Source organism: Streptomyces sp. NPDC079167, assembly GCF_040686735.1.
In the GTDB taxonomy this organism is placed as follows: domain Bacteria; phylum Actinomycetota; class Actinomycetes; order Streptomycetales; family Streptomycetaceae; genus Streptomyces.
The window spans coordinates 304,803-322,463 of sequence record NZ_JBFBLO010000010.1 but is presented as its reverse complement, the minus strand read 5'-3'; the positions used below and the strand labels follow the sequence as shown (position 1 = coordinate 322,463).

Sequence of the window (17,661 nt, the reverse complement as noted above, 5' to 3'; positions counted from 1 at the left end):
TGTTGCGTGGGGAGGGGCCGTAGCCCGGTACTCGCGGGAGTACCGGGCTACGTCAAGTCGCCTCCGGGCAGGGGGTCCGTCGCTCCTGCCGGGCTCGGGTCACGACTTGTCGACGGCCTTGGAGGACGACTTCGACGGGGACTTGGAGGGCGACTTGGAGGGCGACTTCGCGGACGCCTTCTCCGACGACCCGGCCGACGGGGAGGACGACGCCTTGGCGGAGGGGGAGGCCGAGGACTTCCCCGCTCCGGCGTCGGCGCCGACCGCGGCGACGGCCTCCTTGGCGGCCTTCTGGGCGCCCTTGAGGATGTCGGCCCCGGAGGGCGTCTTGGCGCCCGCGAACCCGGCGCCGTTATAGGTGACGCTGACGACGACGTTCCCCGTGCGGGCGACGATCGTGGCGTACTCGAAGTCCTCCTTGGACTTGCTGAGGCCGTACGTGACGGACGTGGCCTGCTCGCCGAGACCGGTGGCGGGCTTGGCCGCGGCCTTCTCGGCGCCCTCCGTCGCCTGCGCCTTGGAGACCTGCTTCGTGTACTCGTCCGTGGCGCGCTCGGCACCGCTGCCCAGGGACTGGTCCGAGTCGAAGCGGGTGAAGCCGATGTCGAGCCAGCGGTACTGCGAGCCCTTGACGCCGTTGTCGTCCAGGCCGTTCCAGGAGCAGCTGCCACGGCTCGCGGTGTCGCTGGACTTGCCCGGGGTGCCGCCCTTGGTCTTGGCCTTCGGAACCAGGTCCTCGATCGTCTTCTTCCCGATCGAGTCGCAGGCGTCGGGCAGCGTGGAGTACTTCGCCGGCTCGACGGTGGGCTCGGACTTCTTCGCGCTCGGGGAGGCCGAGGAGGCGGAGCCCTTCGCGTCGTCGGAGTCCGACGAGCAGCCGGCGACGACGAGCATCACCGGGACGGCGGCGCAGGCGAGTATGCGGGAGAGTCGCGGGGCTGATCGGTGCATGGTTCCTTCACTCGGACGGCACGGCGGTCTCGGTCGTGCGGGTGGTCGGTCGGTGCGTCGGGCGGTACATCGGTCGGTACGTCGGTCGGGGGCCACGGTACGACGGACGGCGGCCGGATGCCGCCTCCGGCCGGAGGCCCTGGGGCGCGGCCGGAGACCACCGGAAGCCGGTCAGTCGCTGAGTGCCTCGTCCAGTTGCCGGGCCAGGGCCTGGGCCTTCTCCTGCAGTTCTCTGCTGTCGGGAACCTCGGTGACGCGGGCCGGCTGCTCGGTGTAGTGGACGGTCACGATGACGTTCGATGTGCGGAATACCACGCTCACGGTGCGGTGCTGCGCGGTGGAACCGGCCCGGGTGAGCGCGTCGTCCAGGAACGCGGCGTCCCCGAGTTCGTCGAGCAGCCGCGGCCGGAGGTCCTCGTCGGGGTCGGCGTCGGTGGTGCTGCCGGACGGGTCCGCGGAGGGCGAGGCGGACGAGGAACCGCCCGGGGAGCCGGACGGTGTGCCGCCGGCCGGCGTGGACGCCGACCCGCTCGGCGTCTCGCTGGGGGTGGCGCCCGCCGGGGTGGTGGGGAGGGCGGCGGCGTCCTGCTTCTTCGCGTACACGTCCCGGGCACGGTCGTCGTCGCTCACCGCGGGGTCGTACGAGACGACGCGCTCGAAGTCGATGGACAGATTCCGGGAGGCGTCCGGGGCGTCCGACTTCCAGCGGCAGCCGACCTTGCGGTCGGTGTCGTAGGTGACGTCGGCCGTGCCCTCGTACACCTTCTCCTGCTGCTCCTCGGACAGCCCGGCGGCGCCCGGCAGCAGGTCCTTGAGCGTGGAGAGCGGTACGGCGCGGCAGGATTCGGGCAGCGTCCGGTACTTCCCGGGAGGCGCGGCCGAGACCGTCGGGCTGCCGGGCTTGCTGTCGGCGGCGGGGTCGTCGGCGTCGGAGCCGGCGCTGCAGCCGGCGACGAGCGCTGCGAGAAGCGCGACGCCGGGTACGTACGCCATGTGTCGCACGGTCCCAGGCTCCCTTCGGTACGAAAACAGGTTGCCGCTCGATAGCGGCCGATGGACACAATGTCTATCGCACGCGCCGCTGTGAATGCCGGTCGGCCGACCTTTATGCCGACCTCGGCACCGGTTTTGCGCTTTCAGTATTTTCGGGGGAATCGAGGGGTTATGTCGTATGTAGAGGTGCCGGGTGCGCAGGTCCCGATCCGGATGTGGGCGGACCCGGCGTCGGTCGAGGACGTCGCGATGCAGCAGCTGCGGAACGTGTCCACACTGCCCTGGATCAAGGGGCTCGCGGTCATGCCGGACGTCCACTTCGGCAAGGGGGCGACCGTCGGCTCGGTGATCGCGATGCACGGCGCGGTCTGCCCGGCCGCGGTGGGTGTGGACATCGGCTGCGGGATGTCGGCAGTGAAGACGTCGCTCACGGCCAACGACCTGCCGGGAGACCTCTCGCGACTGCGGTCGAAGATCGAGCAGGCGATCCCGGTCGGCCGGGGGATGCACGACGACGCGGTCGACCCGGGCGGGCTCCCCGGTTTCCCGGCGAGCGGCTGGGACGACTTCTGGTCGCGGTTCGATGGGATCGCCGAAGCGGTCAAATTCCGTCAGGAACGTGCCACAAAGCAGATGGGAACGCTCGGATCGGGAAACCACTTCATCGAGTTCTGTCTCGATGAGGCCGGATCGGTGTGGCTGATGCTGCACTCCGGTTCTCGGAACATCGGTAAGGAGCTCGCCGACTTCCACATCGGGCAGGCCCAGAAGCTGCCGCACAACCAGGGCCTCGTCGACCGTGACCTGGCGGTCTTCATTGCCGACACCCCGCAGATGGCGGCGTACCGCAACGATCTGTTCTGGGCACAGGAGTACGCGAAGTACAACCGCTCGATCATGATGGGCCTCTTCCAGGACGTGGTCCGGAAGGAATTCAAGAAGGCCGGGGTCACGTTCGAGCCGGTCATCTCCTGCCACCACAACTACGTGGCGGAGGAGCGGTACGAAGGCATGGACCTGCTGGTCACCCGGAAGGGTGCGATCCGCGCGGGCTCGGGGGAGTTCGGCATCATCCCCGGCTCCATGGGGACCGGCTCGTACATCGTGAAGGGGCTCGGGAACGCGAAGTCGTTCAACTCCGCCTCGCACGGTGCGGGACGGCGGATGAGCAGGAACGCCGCCAAGCGGAGGTTCTCCACGCAGGACCTCGAGGACCAGACGCGGGGCGTGGAGTGCCGGAAGGACTCCGGTGTGGTGGACGAGATCCCGGCGGCGTACAAGCCGATCGAGCAGGTCATCGACCAGCAGCGGGATCTGGTGGAGGTCGTCGCGAAGCTCAAGCAGCTCGTGTGCGTGAAGGGCTGAGACGGGGCCGGCGGCGATGCCGGCCCCGTCCCGCCGGGCGCATCACAGGGACCGGTGGACCTTGGAGTTCGACGCCTGGGCGCGGGGGCGGACCACCAGCAGGTCGATGTTGACGTGGCTGGGCCGGGTGACGGCCCAGGTGATCGTGTCGGCCACGTCGTCGGCGGAGAGCGGGGCGTCCACGCCCGCGTAGACCTTGGCGGCCCTCTCGGTGTCGCCGCGGAAGCGGGTGGTGGCGAACTCCTCTGTCTTGACCATGCCGGGCGCGATCTCGATCACCCTCACCGGCGTGCCGACGATCTCCAGCCGGAGGGTCTCCGCCAGCACGTGCTCGCCGTGCTTGGCCGCGACGTAACCGCCACCGCCCTCGTACGTGGAGAGACCGGCCGTCGAGGAGAGGATGACGATCGTGCCGTCCCCGCTCGCGGTGAGGGCGGGGAGCAGGGCCTGGGTGAGGTTGAGCGTGCCGATGACGTTGGTCTCGTACATCTGGCGCCAGTCCGCGGGGTCGCCCGTGGCGACGGGGTCGGCCCCCAGTGCGCCGCCGGCGTTGTTGACCAGGACGGCCAGGGACCGGAACGCGGTGGCGAACTCGTCGACCGCCGCACGGTCGGTGACGTCCAGGGCGTAGGCCGTCGCCTGGTGGCCCGCGTCGGTGAGCTCGGCGGCCAGCGCCTCGATGCGGTCCTTGCGGCGGGCGGTGAGCACCACGCGGTATCCGGCGGCGGCCAGCTGCCTGGCGGTCGCGGCGCCGATGCCGCTGCTCGCACCGGTGATGACGGCGATGGGGGTGGCGGCCATGCGGACTCCTCGGACAGCTGATCGGTACGGGGCCAGGATAGGCGGGGGCTCCCGGCGCGGGTTCAGTGGTCGCGGGGGGCGTACATGATCAACGCCATGCCGGCCAGGCAGATCAGCGCGCCGGTCACGTCCCAGCGGTCCGGCCGGTAGCCGTCGGCGACCATGCCCCAGGCGATGGAACCGGCGACGAACACCCCGCCGTAGGCCGCGAGGATCCGGCCGAAGTCACCGTCCGGCTGGAGGGTGGCCACGAAGCCGTACGCGCCGAGGGCGATGACACCCGCGCCGATCCAGATCCAGCCGCGGTGCTCACGCACCCCCTGCCAGACGAGCCAGGCGCCCCCGATCTCGAAGAGCGCGGCTACGACGAAGAGGGCGACGGAACGGGCGACGAGCATGGGCCCAGGGTGACACGCGGGGGCGAGGCCGGGTGTGGGGAGGCCCGGCCGGAGGTGTCGGCGGGTGAGCGGCTGAGCGGGGAGTGAGAGTGGGGCCGTGCGGGTGGGCAGGCGAGCCGGACGAGTCGGTACGTAGGGGTGATCAGCGTCCTGTCGGTGTGTTCGGCGGATGCGAGTGACGCGTAGGGCAGTGCTGAACGTGTCACCCGCGACGCGTGCCGCTCGTGCCCTGGCAGAGGCTGTCCCGGAACTGTCTGCGCAGCGCCGGCCGGACGGTGCTGTACGGAACCGGTCCGCTGGGCGTGGCCGCGGATGCGAGGCGGGGCGGGGCCGGGCCGGACTGCCGGAGGCCGGCCATCAGCCCAGGGCCCGTCGCAGGACGTCGGCATCGGGGCGCCCGCCCGCCCAGGCGATGTATCCGTCGGGGCGGATGAGCAGTGTGGTCGTGCGGTCGTCCGCCCAGTGGGCGTGGAGGAGCGCGGCCGGTCCGCTCGGAGGGGCGGGGGCGTCGTGCGGTGTGACAAGGACGAAGGAGCCGTCGCGCAGAAGCTCCAGAAGACGGCCTTCGGCGAGCCGCAGGTCGGGCGCGCGGGTGCCTGCGAGACGGTGGCTGCCCTTCGGGGCGCGGTAGGAGATCCCGACTCCGGAGATCCTTCCGATGACCTTGTCCGTGGCCGGGCGGGTGACGGAGAGGGCGCTGGTCAGGGCGGTCCGCAGGAGCCGCTGCAACGGGGTCCTGGCCATGGCCAGACGGATGATCGCACCGCTGGCACGCAGGACCTGGGAGCCGACCGGGTGCCTCTCGGCGTGGTAGCTGTCGAGCAGTGCTTCCGGGTCGGTGGCGTGTCCGCGCAGGACGGCCGCGAGCTTCCAGGAGAGGTTCGCCGCGTCCTGGAGGCCGGTGTTCATGCCCTGGCCCCCTGCCGGGGAATGGACGTGGGCGGCGTCGCCGGCGAGGAAGACCCGGCCGGTGCGGTAGGCGGGCACCTGGCGTTCGTCGCTGTGGAACCGTGAGACCCAGCGGGCGTCGTGCATCCCGTGGTCGGTGCCGAGCGCTGTGCGCGTGATCTCGCGCAGTTCGTCGAGGTCCACGGGGTCGCTGTCGTCGGCCTGGTGGGCGCGGTTCCAGCCCATGACGCGGTACCAGCCGTCGCCGAAAGGGGCGATGAAGGCGAAGGCGTCGCCCGCGCCGTTGACCGTGAGCACCCCGGCGGGTTCCTCGCCGAGCCGGACATCGGCCAGGACGATGGACCTGATCACGGCCTCGCCGGGGAAGGGCAGCCCGAGTGCCCGGCGAACAGAGCTGCGCACCCCGTCGGTGCCCACGAGATACCGGGACTCGATGGTGGAGCGAGTGCCGTCGGCGTCGCGTATCTCGGCGGTGACCGTGTCTCCGGCGGCGGGGCGGCTCAGGCCGAGCAGCTCCGTCCCGAACCGGAAGTCCACGCCGGTCTTGAGCGCGCGCTCCCTCAGCAGGCGTTCCACCTCGTACTGCGGGGTGATCAGGAGGAAGGGGAAGCGTGAACGGAGGCGGGTGAGGTCGAGCGAGAGCCGGCCGAAGAGCCGCATCCGGCTGAGGCACGTGCCGGTCGCGACCAGCGCGTCGGCGAGACCTCGCGTGTCGAGCAACTCCAGCGTGCGGGCGTGCACGGCGAAGGCGCGGGTCAGATTGCCCGTCTCCTGCGGGCGGCGCTCGACGAGGGTGACCGACAGGCCCTGGGCGGCGAGGTCGCCCGCCAGGAGCAGGCCGGTCGGGCCCGCGCCCACGACGACGACATCGGTGGTGCCGGAGCGGCTGGATCCCGTGCTGGACGTGCTGGACGTGCCGGTCATGGCGGCCTCCGTATGGCAAATGCCAACGCTTGTTGGTCAACGCTTGTTGGCAACGGTAGAGTGGGCGCCGATGGATTGTCAACGGATGTTGGCCTACAGTTGTTGGCATGACAGTGCGCGCCCCCTCCCCCCGCCGCTCGGACGCCACCAAGGCGGCGATCATCGAAGCCGCCCGTGAGCGGTTCGCCGCCGACGGGTACGAGCGCGCCACCATCAGGGCCATCGCCCGTGACGCGCGCATCGACCCGTCGATGGTGATGCGCTACTTCGGCTCCAAGGAGGGGCTGTTCGCCGCAGCCTCCGCCTTCGACCTGCGGCTGCCCGCTCTGGGCGCGCTGCCCGGCAAGCACGTCGGCGCGGTGCTCGTCGGGCATTTCCTGGACCGCTGGGAGCAGGACGACGTGCTGACGGGCCTGCTCAGGGTCGGTGTCACCAACGAAGCGGCGGCCGAGCGGATGCGGGCGGTCTTCACCGAGCAGCTCGGGCCGGTCACCGAGGGCGTCTGCCCCGACGCCGCCGACGCCCCTCGGCGCGCGGCGCTCGTGGCCTCGCAGATCCTGGGCATGGCGCTCGCCCGGTACGTCCTGCGGTTCGAGCCGGCCGTCGCGATGTCCCGGGAGGAGGTCGTCGCGTGGCTCGCGCCCACGGTCCAGCGCTATCTGACGGCCGAGCAGCCCTGAGGGCGGCGTCCGCGGCCCCTCAGGCCGTCGGTGCCTGGCTCCCCGCCCCGCCGAATTCGCGCACGGCATCCGTCACGATGGCTTCGAGGCGGGCGTGGTGGGCGCCCCGCCAGTACACCCGGCCGCAGGCGGCGCACTCCGCGAACACGTCGTAACCCGCCTGCGTGCCCTTCTCCAGCCGGGAGCTGACGGAGTCCTTGTCGGCCGCCGTGAGCTGCCCGTTGCAGGCGGTGCAGCGGGTCCACGGCGCCAGTACGGGGGCGAAGCGGCCCAGGACGTCGCGGAGCTGCTCCTCCGGCCGGTCGCTGTAGACGTACGCCCCCGCCCAGATCTCCCTGCGCCGGAGCAGCCCGCGGTCGCGGGAGAGCATGACGCGTCGCTGCTCCGCCGAGAGGGTGGCGAGCGCCGGGTCGCCGATGTCCTCGCTCTCGTACGCGGCGTCCACGCCCAGGAGCCGCAACCGCCGTGCCAGCGTGCCGAGATGGACGTCGAGCAGGAAGCGCAGCGGTGCGCCGGGGACCTGCTGGGGGCGTCGTACCGCCCGCACCTCGACCAGTTCGCCGGCTCCGGGGATGTGGGAGACGGGCACGGGGCGGCCGTCGACGAGGATCTGCCCGGCCTCGGTGAGCGGGACGCCGAGGGACTCCACGACATGGCCGAGGGTCGACACACCGTCCGTGGTGACGGCCGTGCGTCCGCGGCGGCGGTCGTGGGCGACGAAGAGCCGCAGTTCCGGGGCTACTTCGAGGGCGATCTCAGGTCCGTTCACCTGGTCAGGATGCCATTGCGCGGGGGCGGCGGCGAGAGCTTTCCCCGGCCTGTCCGTTCGTGCTCAGCGCTGGGCGAAGGCCGTCGGGGGGACGCCGACCGTGGCCGTGAAGTCCCTGGCCAGGTGGGCCTGGTCGCTGTAGCCGAGATCGGCGGCCAGCTCCGCCCAGTCGGGCTCCGGGTCCGTTTCGGCGCGCTGCAGCGCCTCGTGGATGCGGTGGCGGAGGATGACCCACTTGGGCCCGACCCCCACATAGGCGGAGAACAGCCGCTGGAGCGAGCGGACGGACAGGCCGCCCGCGCGGGCGAGGGCGTCGACGCGCAGCAGCGAGCGGTCCGTTCGTACGAGCTCGGCGAGCTCCGTGGCGAGTTCCGCCTGGGGATCGGGCGGGGGCAGGAGGGGCAGCAGAAACGAGTCCAGTGCCGCGACCCGGGCGTCCTCGTCGGCCGGTCCGAGCACCGCGGGCGCCTGCGGTGGCCCCGTGCCCAGCGCCTCGTCGGCGGGGACCCGGCGGCCGGTCCACTCCGACACGGGCCGGTCCGGGGCGAACGGCCGGAAGGCACCGGGCCGGAACTTCACGCCGCACACCCGCCCCCTGCCCTCCAGCCGCCGGCTGAACAGGCCCTGCACGATGCCGTAGACCTCGGCGGAGTCCGTCCGCTCCGCCCCGCTGCCCGGCTCGGTCCGCTGGAAGACCAGGTGGACGCTCGGGTGCGGCACGACGTGCGAGGTGTACGGCTCCGGGAGGTCCCAGTCGATCAGCCAGTAGTGCTCCAGATGAGGGCGCAGCGCGGGTGCGGGGTCGCGTCGGCGGAAACGCACGCGGGTGAACAGGTCAGGGGCGTCGACGATGCCCCGCGTCTCACGTCCGGGTCCGGCCATGGCCGGATCCTAAGGGGTGTCGCTGTCGTGTTTCTTCAAGACTCCGTGGCCTGCCGGGTGCATCGTCGGAGACATGAAGACGATCAGTGAACTCCTGGAGAAGGCAGCCGCGCGGGCGGTACCCGTCGTGCGGGGCATCGACGACGACAGGCTGGCCGACGGCACGCCGTGCAGCGAGTACGACGTACGCGCCCTGCTGAACCATCTCTTCCTGGTGATCGACAACTTCCGGGTCCTGGCGGCCAAGGGGACCCCCGACTTCAGCGGCGGCGACGACGTCGTCACGGGGGACTGGCGCGGCCGGTTCGACGACGGGACGGCGCAGCTGGTGAAGGCATGGGCGGAGCCGGGTGCGGAGGAGGGGGAGACCGGAGGCATGGCGATGCCGGCCAGGACGGTGGGTCTCATGGTGCTGGGTGATCTGACCGTGCACGCCTGGGACCTGGCCCGGGCCACGGGCCAGGTCTTCGAGCCGGACCCGGACGTGGTGACGGAGCTGGAGCCGGGGCTGGCGGCGATGGCCCCGCAGGCGCGGGAGATGAAGGTGTTCGGTGAGCCGTTCCCCGTGGCGCCGGGAGCTACGGCTTTCGAGCGGGTGCTGGCCGTGACGGGCCGCGATCCCGGCTGGCGTCCGGCCGGCCGCTGACGGCCTGGGCGTTCCCGGCCGGACGGGGGCCGTCCGGGTCGGCGTAGAGCCCGCCGAGGCCGGCGTACGCGCTGTCGACGACGGACTCGGCCCGGACCAGCACGTCGCGTGCCGCGAGTCGCGCCGCCCGGCGGCTGTACGGCGGCGGAGGCCGTCGGCGCTGCCTCCGGCAGTCGCAGACGGCGTACACCCCGCTCGCGATGACCACAGCCGGGACGGTCAGGGTCAGCAGCAGGTCATCCATGCGGGGGCCTCCTCGGGGGTATGTGCTCCTTGCATCATCGGTAGTCCCTGCGGTGCCGCTGAAGATGACTCTTCGGCCAATGAATGGCCGAAGAGTCATCTCCGTGCCCGAGGGGCGACCGTCCGGGAGCACCGTGTCCGGGACGCCTCGGCGGTCGCGCCGCCGGACGCGCGGTGACGCGCCCAGGTGTAGCGACCCGCAGCGTTGTTCGCTCGGCTGATCGGGGGGCCGCCCTCGGAGTGCGGTGTGGCAGTTTTCACACAGGCGGGCCCTGAGCGGGCCCGGTTTGTGTGCTTGTTGTGAAGTTCCTCGGTGCGCGTGGTGTGTGCGCGGCCCTGGGGGCACACCCCTGGAGGGGGTGGGTTGCCATCCCCTCCTCCACTGGGCAATGGTTGCCGTGGGGAAAGTGATTGTCATCCACTCGGAAGGTGGTGCGATCCGCCGCAGGCGGGTCCCCCCTCATGGCACCTCTGAAGGAACCCATCGCCACGAGAACTCAGCAGCACCCAGCGTCCGAGACCGACCTGTGGGGCCAGGCCCCGTACGCCGTGGTCGTCGTCGACACGACCGGGACGGTCGTCGACCTCAACCCGGCCGCCGAGGCGCTCCTCGGGGGCGCGCCCCGGGGCACCGCACTGACGGAGGCGGTCCCGGCCTGGCTGGCACGTGCCCACCGGAAGGTGACCGGCCCCGCCTCTCGCACGGCCGGTGACGACCCGGTCCCCGGCCCGCGCGGCACCACCTTCCACGGGCGGATCGGCGAGCGGAGCTTCGAGGCGCACCCGGTCCCGAACCGCGACGGCGGCCTGGTGTGGTGGCTGGCCGACACCACCGGCCGGCAGCTCGCCGAGGAGGAACTGGCCGCGGAGCGCGCACGCACCACCTTCCTGGCGGAGGCGTCGAACGTGCTCCTGGCCTCCTTGAACACCGACCGCTGCATGCGGGTCACCGCTCAGCTCGCCTCCCGGCACCTCGCCGACGCAGCCGTCGTCATCGGGCCCGCCACGGCGCGGAAGCTGCCCATGGCGTACGCGGTCGGGGGCGAGGCAGCGGTGTGCGGCACAGTGACGGCGGACCCGGCACAGGTGCCCGGCCTGAGCGAGGCGCTGCAGGGCTTCCCGCCCGTACCCTCCCGGTGGATCGACCCGGCCTCACTGCCCGCGTGGCTTGTCCCGGAGAACTTCACCGGAACCGTCGGATCGGCCGCGGTCACGCCTCTGCCGGGCCACGGGGTCCCGGCAGGGGTCATGGTCCTGCTGCGCGGTACGGGGGCCGGCGAGTTCGACGAGACCGAAGAGGTCTTCGCCCGGCTCTTCGCCTCGCGGGCCGGCGCCGCCCTGTCCGCCGCCCGGCTGTACGCGGAACAGAGCGACATCACACGGACCCTGATGCGGGATCTGCTGCCTCCCGAGCTGAACCGGGTGAACGGGGTCGAGTTCGCCGGCGGCTACCGGCCCTCCGCCGACCGGGACCGGGTGGGCGGTGACTTCTACGACGTACACCCCGGCCGCACGCCCGACGACGCGTCACTGGCGGTCCTCGGTGACGTGTGCGGAAAGGGTCTGGACGCGGCCGTGCTCACCGGCAAGATCCGCAATACGCTCCAGGCGCTCACGCCGATGGCCGGTGACCACGAGCAGATGCTGCGGCTCCTCAACGGGGCGCTCCTCAACTCGCACCACACCCGCTTCGCGACCCTGGTGCTGGCCTCGGTCCGGCGCGAGGAGAACCGGGTGCGGCTGCGCCTCACGTCGGCGGGTCACCCCGCCCCTCTCGTGATCCGCAACGACGGCCGCGTCGAGGAGATCGAGACCCGGGGGACCCTGATCGGGGCGCTGCCCCATATCGAGGCCGGCACGGTGGAGACCGATCTCCTGCCGGGCGAGACGTGTCTGCTCTACACCGACGGTGTGACAGAGGCGCGCGGCGGGCCCCTCGGCGACGAGCTCTTCGGTGAGGAGCGGCTGATGCGGGCCCTGGCGGAGTGCGGGGGCATGCCGGGCGCGGCCGTGGTGGAGCGTGTCCAGGTGCTCGCGTCCCAGTGGCTGCACGACGGCCGGCACGACGACATGGCCCTCGTCGCGATCACCGCCCCGCTGACCACCCATCTCAGCGCGGTGGACGGCCACACCCGGGGCAGGTACACGGCATGAGCACACACACGCTTGCCGCTCCCCGGTTGCGCGGCCTTCAGGACCGGTTGTGGGCCGCGGTGACCGACCGGGACGAACACGCCGCCGCCTCGGTGATCCTCACCGCCCTGGACGACGGGCTGGACGCGGAGACGGCGCTGCTGGACGTCGTCGCCCCCGTACAGGCGAGGGTCGGCACCGAATGGGCCGCCAACCGCATCAGCGTGGCGCAGGAACACGCGGCGAGCGCCATCGCCGAACGGGTCATCGCCGCGCTCGCCCACCACCCGGCCGTGCGCACCGCGCCGCGGCTGGGCCGGGTCACCGTGGCCTGCGTGGACCAGGAGTGGCATGTGCTGCCGGCTCGTCTGCTGGCCGAGGTCCTCACGCTGCGCGGATGGCGGGTCGACTTCCTCGGGGCCCAGGTGCCCACGCCCCATCTCATCGGTCACCTGCACACCAACGGTGCGGACGTGGTCGCGCTTTCCTCCTCGATCCCCACCCGGCTGCCCACCGCGCACGCGGCGATCACCGCCTGCCAGGCCGTAGGAATACCCGTGCTGGCGGGCGGGGCGGCATTCGGCCCCGACGGACGACACGCGCGCCGGCTGGGCGCCGACGCCTGGGAGCCGGACGCGCGCTCCGCGGCACGGCGTATCACGGACGGCATCGCGGTGCCGTCCGCCGGCAGGCAGCAGATCGACGATCTGCCGCACCTCGGGGACCAGGAGTACACGCTCGTCGTGCGCAGCAGGCCGCAGCTCGTGCGGGAGGTGCTGGCCCAGCTGGAGACCCGCTTCCCGGCGGCGGCCGCCTACACGGAGCAGCAGCGCGAGCACACGGCGCAGGACATCGCCCACATCGTCGACTACCTGGGCGTCGCCCTCTACATGGACGACGACGAGCTCTTCACCGATTTCCTGGCGTGGACCGCGGGCATTCTGGAGGCACGGCAGGTCCCGGCGGTGTCCTTGGAGCCGGTCCTCGACGTCCTGGGGGCGGAGCTCAAGGACTTTCCCCGGTCCACCCGGCTGCTCGGCCGGGCGCGCAGCGTCCTGGACGACTTCCTGGCGACCGCCGTCCACAACCCCGGAGCCTTCGGATGACCGAACTTCCCTGTCCGCCGTTCACCGTGGGGGCCGAGGCCGGCCCGGGAGCCGTACGGCTGCGTCTCGTCGGTGACCTGGACTTCGACACGAGCGACCTGCTCATGGAACAGGCGCAGGCCTGCCTCGCCGCCGAGCCAGGCCCGCAGGATCTGTTCCTCGACTGCTCCGGGCTGCGGCTCTGCGACTCGATGGGTGTCTCCACTCTCCTGCTGATCCACCGCCGCACCTCGTCCCGCGGTGTGGCGCTGCACCTGGAGAGCCCGCCCGCCTTCCTCCGCAGGATCCTGGACGTCACCGGGACGGCGCGGCTCTTCGTCCTCGACGGAGCCGGCCGGCAGACCGAGCAGGAGGAAGGCACGCCGCCCGCCCCGTCCGGCTGACGGCCCACGCGAAGCCGGCGGCGGTCACCGAGCGGTCGGCGGTGCTCCGAGGGCCGCGTCGAGCGTCGGGTAGCTCCGGAGCACCCGGTCCACCCCCGCGGTCCGCAGGAGCCGCTTCAGGGCCGCGCCCGGCGCGGCGATGCGCAGATCCGTTCGCCGGTGCACCTCGATGAGGAGACTGAGGAACGAGGAGTCCGCGAAGGTGATCGCGGACGCTTCCAGTACGACGGTGTCGTGCCCGGCCACGGCCTGCCACATGGCGATGAACAGCGGATCGACGCTGTCGGAGTCGAGATCGCCCTGAGCCCGGACGACCCAGTGACCGTCGATCTCGCCTTCCGCCACCACCACGGGAAGGCCGGTCGACGCGGAGTTGCCGAGGTGCTCGCGGGCCATGCGGGAATTATGCCAACCGCCGGTGACCGCCCTGTGTGCGGAGTCCCTGCCCCGCCGTTCGGTGCGCGCTGTGACGCCCGCTCAGGTAAGGGCGATCAGCGCCACGATGTGCTTGCCCTCGGGGAGATACGTGACGGACACCCGCTTCGCCAGACGGCACACCAGGAGCCATCCGTAGCCCCCGACCGAGGCGGCGGACGGATCGCGTTCCGCCGTGACCGGCGGCCGGGTGCTGGCGTCGCTGACGGTGAGGAGGAGGCCTTCGTCGGTGATCTCCGTCGTGAATCCGGTGAGTCCGCCACCGTGCCTGACGGCATTGGTGACCAGCTCCGACGTCACCAGCAGCGCGTCGGCCACCACGACATCGACAGGCCCTTCCCCGCCCATCCCGCAGAACCGCTCCTGCAGGAGCCGGACTACGGCGTCGCGGGCGGCGGCCGCGTTACGCGGCACGCCGGACGTGCGGCCCGTGGCCACCGGCTTTTCCGGAGCAGCCGAGCCGACGGCCTCACCCGGCCCTTCAGCCCGGCGTCCGCCGTCCTCCAGCACTTCTCGTTCCCCGTTCATTACCTTCTGCGCCTGCCCGAACGGCCTCCGGTCACACTCCCGGCAGGGGGACGGTGCCTCCCGCAGGCGCTCAGCATGTCAGCGCCGCGTCCACCGTGTCGGCGAACGTGAAGGCTCCGCCGGTACCCGAGACCTCGAAGAGCCTGCGTACGCCCGTCCCGAGCGGCCCGGCCAGGACCAGCGGTACCCCGGCCGCGGAGTGGCGGTGCTGTGCGTTGAGCAAGGCGTGCAGCGCCGCCGAGTCCGCGAACTCCAGCCCGGACAGGTCGGCCACGGTCAGCCGCCCTCCGCTCCCGGCCGCCTCGTCCAGCGCCTCGACCAGTCCCGAAGGTCCCGACCACCCGTCCAGCTTTCCCCGGACACGGATCAGCACGACACCGTCGTCCGTGGCTTCCACGACCACACGCAGTTCATCCGCCGTCATGGGTCACATTTTCCCGCACCGGGGAAGCGGCTGCCGCGTCAGGGCCACACCAGGCAGTACGCCTGGTGGCCCGCGTCGTGCAGCCGGTGGGAGAAGTCCTGCCACTCGTGGAGCAGCTGGTAGACGTTGAACGCGTCGCGCGGGCCGCCGCGGTCCGGGACCGTGGACCAGATGAAGGCCGCCGCGCCGACCGACTCCTCACCGACGTCCCGGAGCGGGTCGACCACGGTCATCGGCAGCTTGACGACGGCGTAGTCGGGGTGGAGCACGACCAGCTCCAGCGGGGGCACCTTGTTCAGGGGTATGCCCTGTATGCCGGTGAGGACCATGGCCGCCACCGTCTCGGGCTTGATCTTGCTGAACATGCCGCCCATGCCCAGCTCGTCGCCGCCGAGCTCCTCGGGGCGCATGGAGATGGGCACGCGTGCGGCGGTGGCCCCGTCAGGGGCACCGAAGTACTTGTAGGTCACCCCCACCCGTCCACTGCTCCTGCTCCCCGAACCGTCGACGCCGCCCGCCTGGACGTCCCGTACGCGCTCGGCCTCGCGCTCGGCCTTACGCCGGTGCCGCCCTCGCCGGGCAGGCTCGGGCCCCAGGCCGCCGGTCCCTTCGCCCACTCCGCCACCGCGATGCATATCTCATCCACCCGACTACTTCTTAGGAGACACAGCCCCGCCGCGCAACCCGATCATCGTCAGTGACCTCCCCCACGGGCGTGCGGTGAAACACCTGTCCGCAAGACCGTCGACGCCTCTGACACCATGGCATGTGTGAGCTTTCCCTATGACGCCCCAGTTTCGCAGACGCGAGGAGACTGACGCCCTTTCGTTGTACGAGCCTCATACGGGGAGAGCGCGCTCCCTGCTCACCGGCGGCCGGGAATTCCGGCCAGGCCCCCCGAAACCCGAATCGCAGATCAGGACCAAAGTGGCGTATTCATACGAAGCCCCAGTTTCACAGACGCTTTTCGACCGTGCGTCCCTCGTGACGCCCGGCGGCGTGAACTCCCCCGTGCGTGCCTTCCGGGCCGTGGGCGGTACGCCCCGGTTCATGGTGTCCGGTACGGGTCCGTACCTCACCGACGCCGACGGCCGTGAGTATGTCGACCTCGTGTGTTCATGGGGGCCGATGATCCTCGGCCACGCGCACCCGGAGGTCATCGCGGCCGTCCAGGACGCGGTGGCCCGGGGTACCTCCTTCGGTACGCCGGGGGAGGGCGAGGTCGCGCTCGCCGAGGAGATCGTGGCCCGGATCGAGCCCGTGGAGCAGGTGCGGCTGGTGTCGTCCGGCACCGAGGCGACCATGTCCGCGATCCGGCTCGCCCGTGGATTCACCGGGCGCGCCAAGGTCGTGAAGTTCGCCGGGTGCTACCACGGGCACGTCGACGCGCTGCTGGCGTCGGCCGGCTCGGGGGTCGCCACCTTCGGTCTTCCCGACACGCCCGGCGTGACCGGCGCCCAGGCGGGCGACACGATCGTGCTGCCGTACAACGACCTGGAGGCCGTGCGCGCCGCGTTCGCCGCGCAGCCGGGTGAGATCGCCTGTGTGATCACCGAGGCGTCGCCGGGCAACATGGGCGTCGTCCCGCCGCTCGACGGCTTCAACGCCGGGCTGAAGGAGATCTGCGCGGCCAACGGCGCGCTGTACATCTCCGACGAGGTGATGACCGGCTTCCGTACGTCCAAGGCCGGGTGGTACGGCATCGACGGTGTGCGGCCCGACCTGATGACCTTCGGCAAGGTCATGGGCGGCGGCTTCCCCGCCGCGGCCTTCGGCGGGCGTGCCGACGTGATGGCCCACCTGGCGCCCGCCGGTCCCGTCTACCAGGCGGGCACCCTCTCCGGTAACCCGGTCGCCACCGCCGCCGGCCTCGCCCAGCTGCGGCTGCTGGACGACGCGGCGTACGCGAAGGTCGACGCGGTCTCGGCGGAGCTGCGCTCCCTGGTCGGCGAGGCGTTCACCAAGGAGGGTGTCGCGCACACGGTGTCGTCGGCGAGCAACATGTTCTCCGTCTTCTTCACCGACGAGCCCGTCCGTGACTACGAGGACGCGAAGAAGCAGGAAGCCTTCCGCTTCACCGCGTTCTTCCACTCCATGCTGGAGCAGGGCGTCTATCTGCCGCCGTCCGCCTTCGAGTCCTGGTTCGTCTCCACCGCCCACGACGCGCGGGCGATCGAGCGGATCGCCGCGGCGCTGCCCGCCGCCGCCCGTGCCGCATCGGAGGCCACCGCATGAGCGGCAGCGAGAAGGACATCACCGTCGTCCACCTGATGCGCCACGGTGAGGTGCACAACCCGGACGGCGTTCTCTACGGGCGCCGCGCCGGCTACAGCCTGTCCGAGCTCGGCCGCGAGATGGCCGACCGGGTGGCCGAGCACCTGGAGAAGCGCGACATCACGTACGTCGTGGCCTCCCCGCTGGAGCGCGCCCAGGAGACGGCCACGCCGATCGCCACGTCGCACGGTGTGGAACTGGCGACCGACGGGCGTCTCATCGAGGCCGCCAACGTCTTCGAGGGCAAGACCTTCGGGGTCGGTGACGGTGCGCTGCGCAGGCCCGAGAACTGGAAGCACCTGACGAACCCCTTCAAGCCGTCCTGGGGTGAGCCGTACATCGAGCAGGTCGTACGGATGATGGGTGCCCTGGACGCGGCGCGCGACGCCGCCCGGGGGCGCGAGGCGGTCTGCGTGAGCCACCAGCTGCCGATCTGGATCGTGCGGAGTTTCGTGGAGCGGCGCAGGCTGTGGCACGACCCGCGCAAGCGGCAGTGCACCCTGGCCTCGCTGACGACCTTCACCTACCGGGGTGACGAGATCGTGTCGGTCGGATACACCGAGCCCGCCCGGGACCTGGTGCCGGCACACCTCCTCGCGGGTGCGAAGCCGGTCAAGGGGAAGTCCAAGGCGTTCGGGGCGTAGCCGCCCGCATCGCGCGCGTCGCCGCTCGCGTTCCCCGCTGTTCTGTATGCCGTGTGCAGTGCCTGTAAGGGTCTGTGCACGTAACAACTTTTGTGATTATCGGTGGAACCGTCGTGTTGGTTTCCTCATCTAAGCCATCGCCAGTTTGTATGGCCTTGAGGTAATACGACCGC

20 protein-coding genes are annotated in these 17,661 nt (G+C 71.5%); 8 read left to right on the top strand and 12 right to left on the bottom strand.

Annotation, left to right across the window (positions count from 1 at the left end):
- Positions 1 to 99: 99 nt before the first annotated feature.
- Positions 100 to 951: a DUF3558 domain-containing protein gene (locus AB0P41_RS22830; RefSeq protein WP_356709969.1), complete on the bottom strand. Its 852-nt coding sequence runs from the start codon at positions 949 to 951 to the stop codon at positions 100 to 102.
- A 171-nt stretch (positions 952 to 1,122) separates the two neighbouring features.
- Positions 1,123 to 1,944: a DUF3558 domain-containing protein gene (locus AB0P41_RS22825; RefSeq protein ID WP_365933802.1), complete on the bottom strand. Its 822-nt coding sequence runs from the start codon at positions 1,942 to 1,944 to the stop codon at positions 1,123 to 1,125.
- A gap of 171 nt (positions 1,945 to 2,115) precedes the next feature.
- Between AB0P41_RS22825 and AB0P41_RS22820 the strand changes: the two genes are divergently transcribed.
- Positions 2,116 to 3,309 (top strand): RtcB family protein, encoded by a 1,194-nt coding sequence (locus AB0P41_RS22820; RefSeq protein ID WP_356709966.1) that lies wholly within the window; start codon positions 2,116 to 2,118, stop codon positions 3,307 to 3,309.
- A gap of 42 nt (positions 3,310 to 3,351) precedes the next feature.
- Here the strand turns inward: AB0P41_RS22820 and AB0P41_RS22815 are convergent, their stop codons facing one another.
- The 3 genes from AB0P41_RS22815 to AB0P41_RS22805 form a co-directional block, all read right to left on the bottom strand.
- A complete protein-coding gene (locus AB0P41_RS22815; RefSeq protein WP_365933800.1) occupies positions 3,352 to 4,110 on the bottom strand; it encodes an SDR family oxidoreductase in 759 nt (252 codons plus the stop codon).
- A 62-nt stretch (positions 4,111 to 4,172) separates the two neighbouring features.
- Positions 4,173 to 4,508: a YnfA family protein gene (locus AB0P41_RS22810; RefSeq protein WP_103760135.1), complete on the bottom strand. Its 336-nt coding sequence runs from the start codon at positions 4,506 to 4,508 to the stop codon at positions 4,173 to 4,175.
- A gap of 357 nt (positions 4,509 to 4,865) precedes the next feature.
- A complete protein-coding gene (locus AB0P41_RS22805; RefSeq protein ID WP_365933799.1) occupies positions 4,866 to 6,341 on the bottom strand; it encodes an FAD-dependent oxidoreductase in 1,476 nt (491 codons plus the stop codon).
- Between the two features lie 107 nt (positions 6,342 to 6,448).
- Between AB0P41_RS22805 and AB0P41_RS22800 the strand changes: the two genes are divergently transcribed.
- Positions 6,449 to 7,021 carry a TetR family transcriptional regulator gene (locus AB0P41_RS22800; RefSeq protein ID WP_356709960.1) on the top strand — a complete coding sequence of 191 codons (573 nt, stop codon included), beginning with the start codon at positions 6,449 to 6,451 and terminating at the stop codon, positions 7,019 to 7,021.
- Positions 7,022 to 7,040: 19 nt separating this feature from the next.
- On the opposite strand, the gene AB0P41_RS22795 is transcribed toward AB0P41_RS22800, so the two are convergent.
- Both AB0P41_RS22795 and AB0P41_RS22790 read right to left on the bottom strand, forming a co-directional pair.
- Entirely contained in the window at positions 7,041 to 7,790 is a 750-nt protein-coding gene (locus AB0P41_RS22795; protein WP_365933798.1) for a Mut7-C RNAse domain-containing protein, read from the bottom strand.
- A gap of 63 nt (positions 7,791 to 7,853) precedes the next feature.
- Entirely contained in the window at positions 7,854 to 8,672 is an 819-nt protein-coding gene (locus tag AB0P41_RS22790; protein WP_356709956.1) for a helix-turn-helix domain-containing protein, read from the bottom strand.
- 73 nt (positions 8,673 to 8,745) lie between these two features.
- On the opposite strand from AB0P41_RS22790, the gene AB0P41_RS22785 reads away from it, so the two are divergent.
- Complete coding sequence (locus AB0P41_RS22785) at positions 8,746 to 9,318, top strand: TIGR03086 family metal-binding protein (RefSeq protein ID WP_356709955.1); 573 nt, start codon at positions 8,746 to 8,748, stop codon at positions 9,316 to 9,318.
- On the opposite strand, the gene AB0P41_RS22780 is transcribed toward AB0P41_RS22785, so the two are convergent.
- On the bottom strand, positions 9,251 to 9,562 hold the full coding sequence (locus AB0P41_RS22780; RefSeq protein WP_365933797.1) for a hypothetical protein: 312 nt from the start codon (positions 9,560 to 9,562) through the stop codon (positions 9,251 to 9,253). The genes AB0P41_RS22785 and AB0P41_RS22780 overlap by 68 nt on opposite strands.
- Positions 9,563 to 10,023: 461 nt before the next feature.
- On the opposite strand from AB0P41_RS22780, the gene AB0P41_RS22775 reads away from it, so the two are divergent.
- Genes AB0P41_RS22775 through AB0P41_RS22765 form a run of 3 tightly spaced genes read left to right on the top strand, consistent with a single transcriptional unit; the run spans position 10,024 to position 13,183 of the window.
- Positions 10,024 to 11,715 (top strand): SpoIIE family protein phosphatase, encoded by a 1,692-nt coding sequence (locus AB0P41_RS22775; protein WP_365933794.1) that lies wholly within the window; start codon positions 10,024 to 10,026, stop codon positions 11,713 to 11,715.
- On the top strand, positions 11,712 to 12,800 hold the full coding sequence (locus AB0P41_RS22770) for a cobalamin-dependent protein (protein ID WP_365933792.1): 1,089 nt from the start codon (positions 11,712 to 11,714) through the stop codon (positions 12,798 to 12,800). The genes AB0P41_RS22775 and AB0P41_RS22770 overlap by 4 nt, the downstream gene beginning before the upstream one ends.
- Positions 12,797 to 13,183, top strand: coding sequence for an STAS domain-containing protein (locus tag AB0P41_RS22765; protein WP_356709948.1), 387 nt, complete (start codon positions 12,797 to 12,799; stop codon positions 13,181 to 13,183). Before AB0P41_RS22770 ends, AB0P41_RS22765 begins: the two co-directional genes overlap by 4 nt.
- A 24-nt stretch (positions 13,184 to 13,207) precedes the next feature.
- Here the strand turns inward: AB0P41_RS22765 and AB0P41_RS22760 are convergent, their stop codons facing one another.
- The 4 genes from AB0P41_RS22760 to AB0P41_RS22745 all read right to left on the bottom strand — a co-directional run bounded on the left by AB0P41_RS22760 (position 13,208) and on the right by AB0P41_RS22745 (position 15,205).
- A complete protein-coding gene (locus tag AB0P41_RS22760) occupies positions 13,208 to 13,579 on the bottom strand; it encodes an STAS domain-containing protein (protein ID WP_365933790.1) in 372 nt (123 codons plus the stop codon).
- An 81-nt stretch (positions 13,580 to 13,660) separates the two neighbouring features.
- Complete coding sequence (locus AB0P41_RS22755; protein WP_356709944.1) at positions 13,661 to 14,146, bottom strand: ATP-binding protein; 486 nt, start codon at positions 14,144 to 14,146, stop codon at positions 13,661 to 13,663.
- 70 nt (positions 14,147 to 14,216) lie between these two features.
- A complete protein-coding gene (locus AB0P41_RS22750; RefSeq protein ID WP_356709942.1) occupies positions 14,217 to 14,570 on the bottom strand; it encodes an STAS domain-containing protein in 354 nt (117 codons plus the stop codon).
- 38 nt (positions 14,571 to 14,608) lie between these two features.
- Positions 14,609 to 15,205, bottom strand: coding sequence for a hypothetical protein (locus AB0P41_RS22745; RefSeq protein WP_356709940.1), 597 nt, complete (start codon positions 15,203 to 15,205; stop codon positions 14,609 to 14,611).
- A 292-nt stretch (positions 15,206 to 15,497) separates the two neighbouring features.
- Here AB0P41_RS22745 and hemL point away from each other — a divergent pair, with 292 nt between their 5' ends.
- Positions 15,498 to 16,805 carry a glutamate-1-semialdehyde 2,1-aminomutase gene (hemL, locus tag AB0P41_RS22740; RefSeq protein WP_356709938.1) on the top strand — a complete coding sequence of 436 codons (1,308 nt, stop codon included), beginning with the start codon at positions 15,498 to 15,500 and terminating at the stop codon, positions 16,803 to 16,805.
- Positions 16,802 to 17,488 carry a histidine phosphatase family protein gene (locus tag AB0P41_RS22735; protein ID WP_356709936.1) on the top strand — a complete coding sequence of 229 codons (687 nt, stop codon included), beginning with the start codon at positions 16,802 to 16,804 and terminating at the stop codon, positions 17,486 to 17,488. The genes hemL and AB0P41_RS22735 overlap by 4 nt, the downstream gene beginning before the upstream one ends.
- Positions 17,489 to 17,661: the final 173 nt, after the last annotated feature.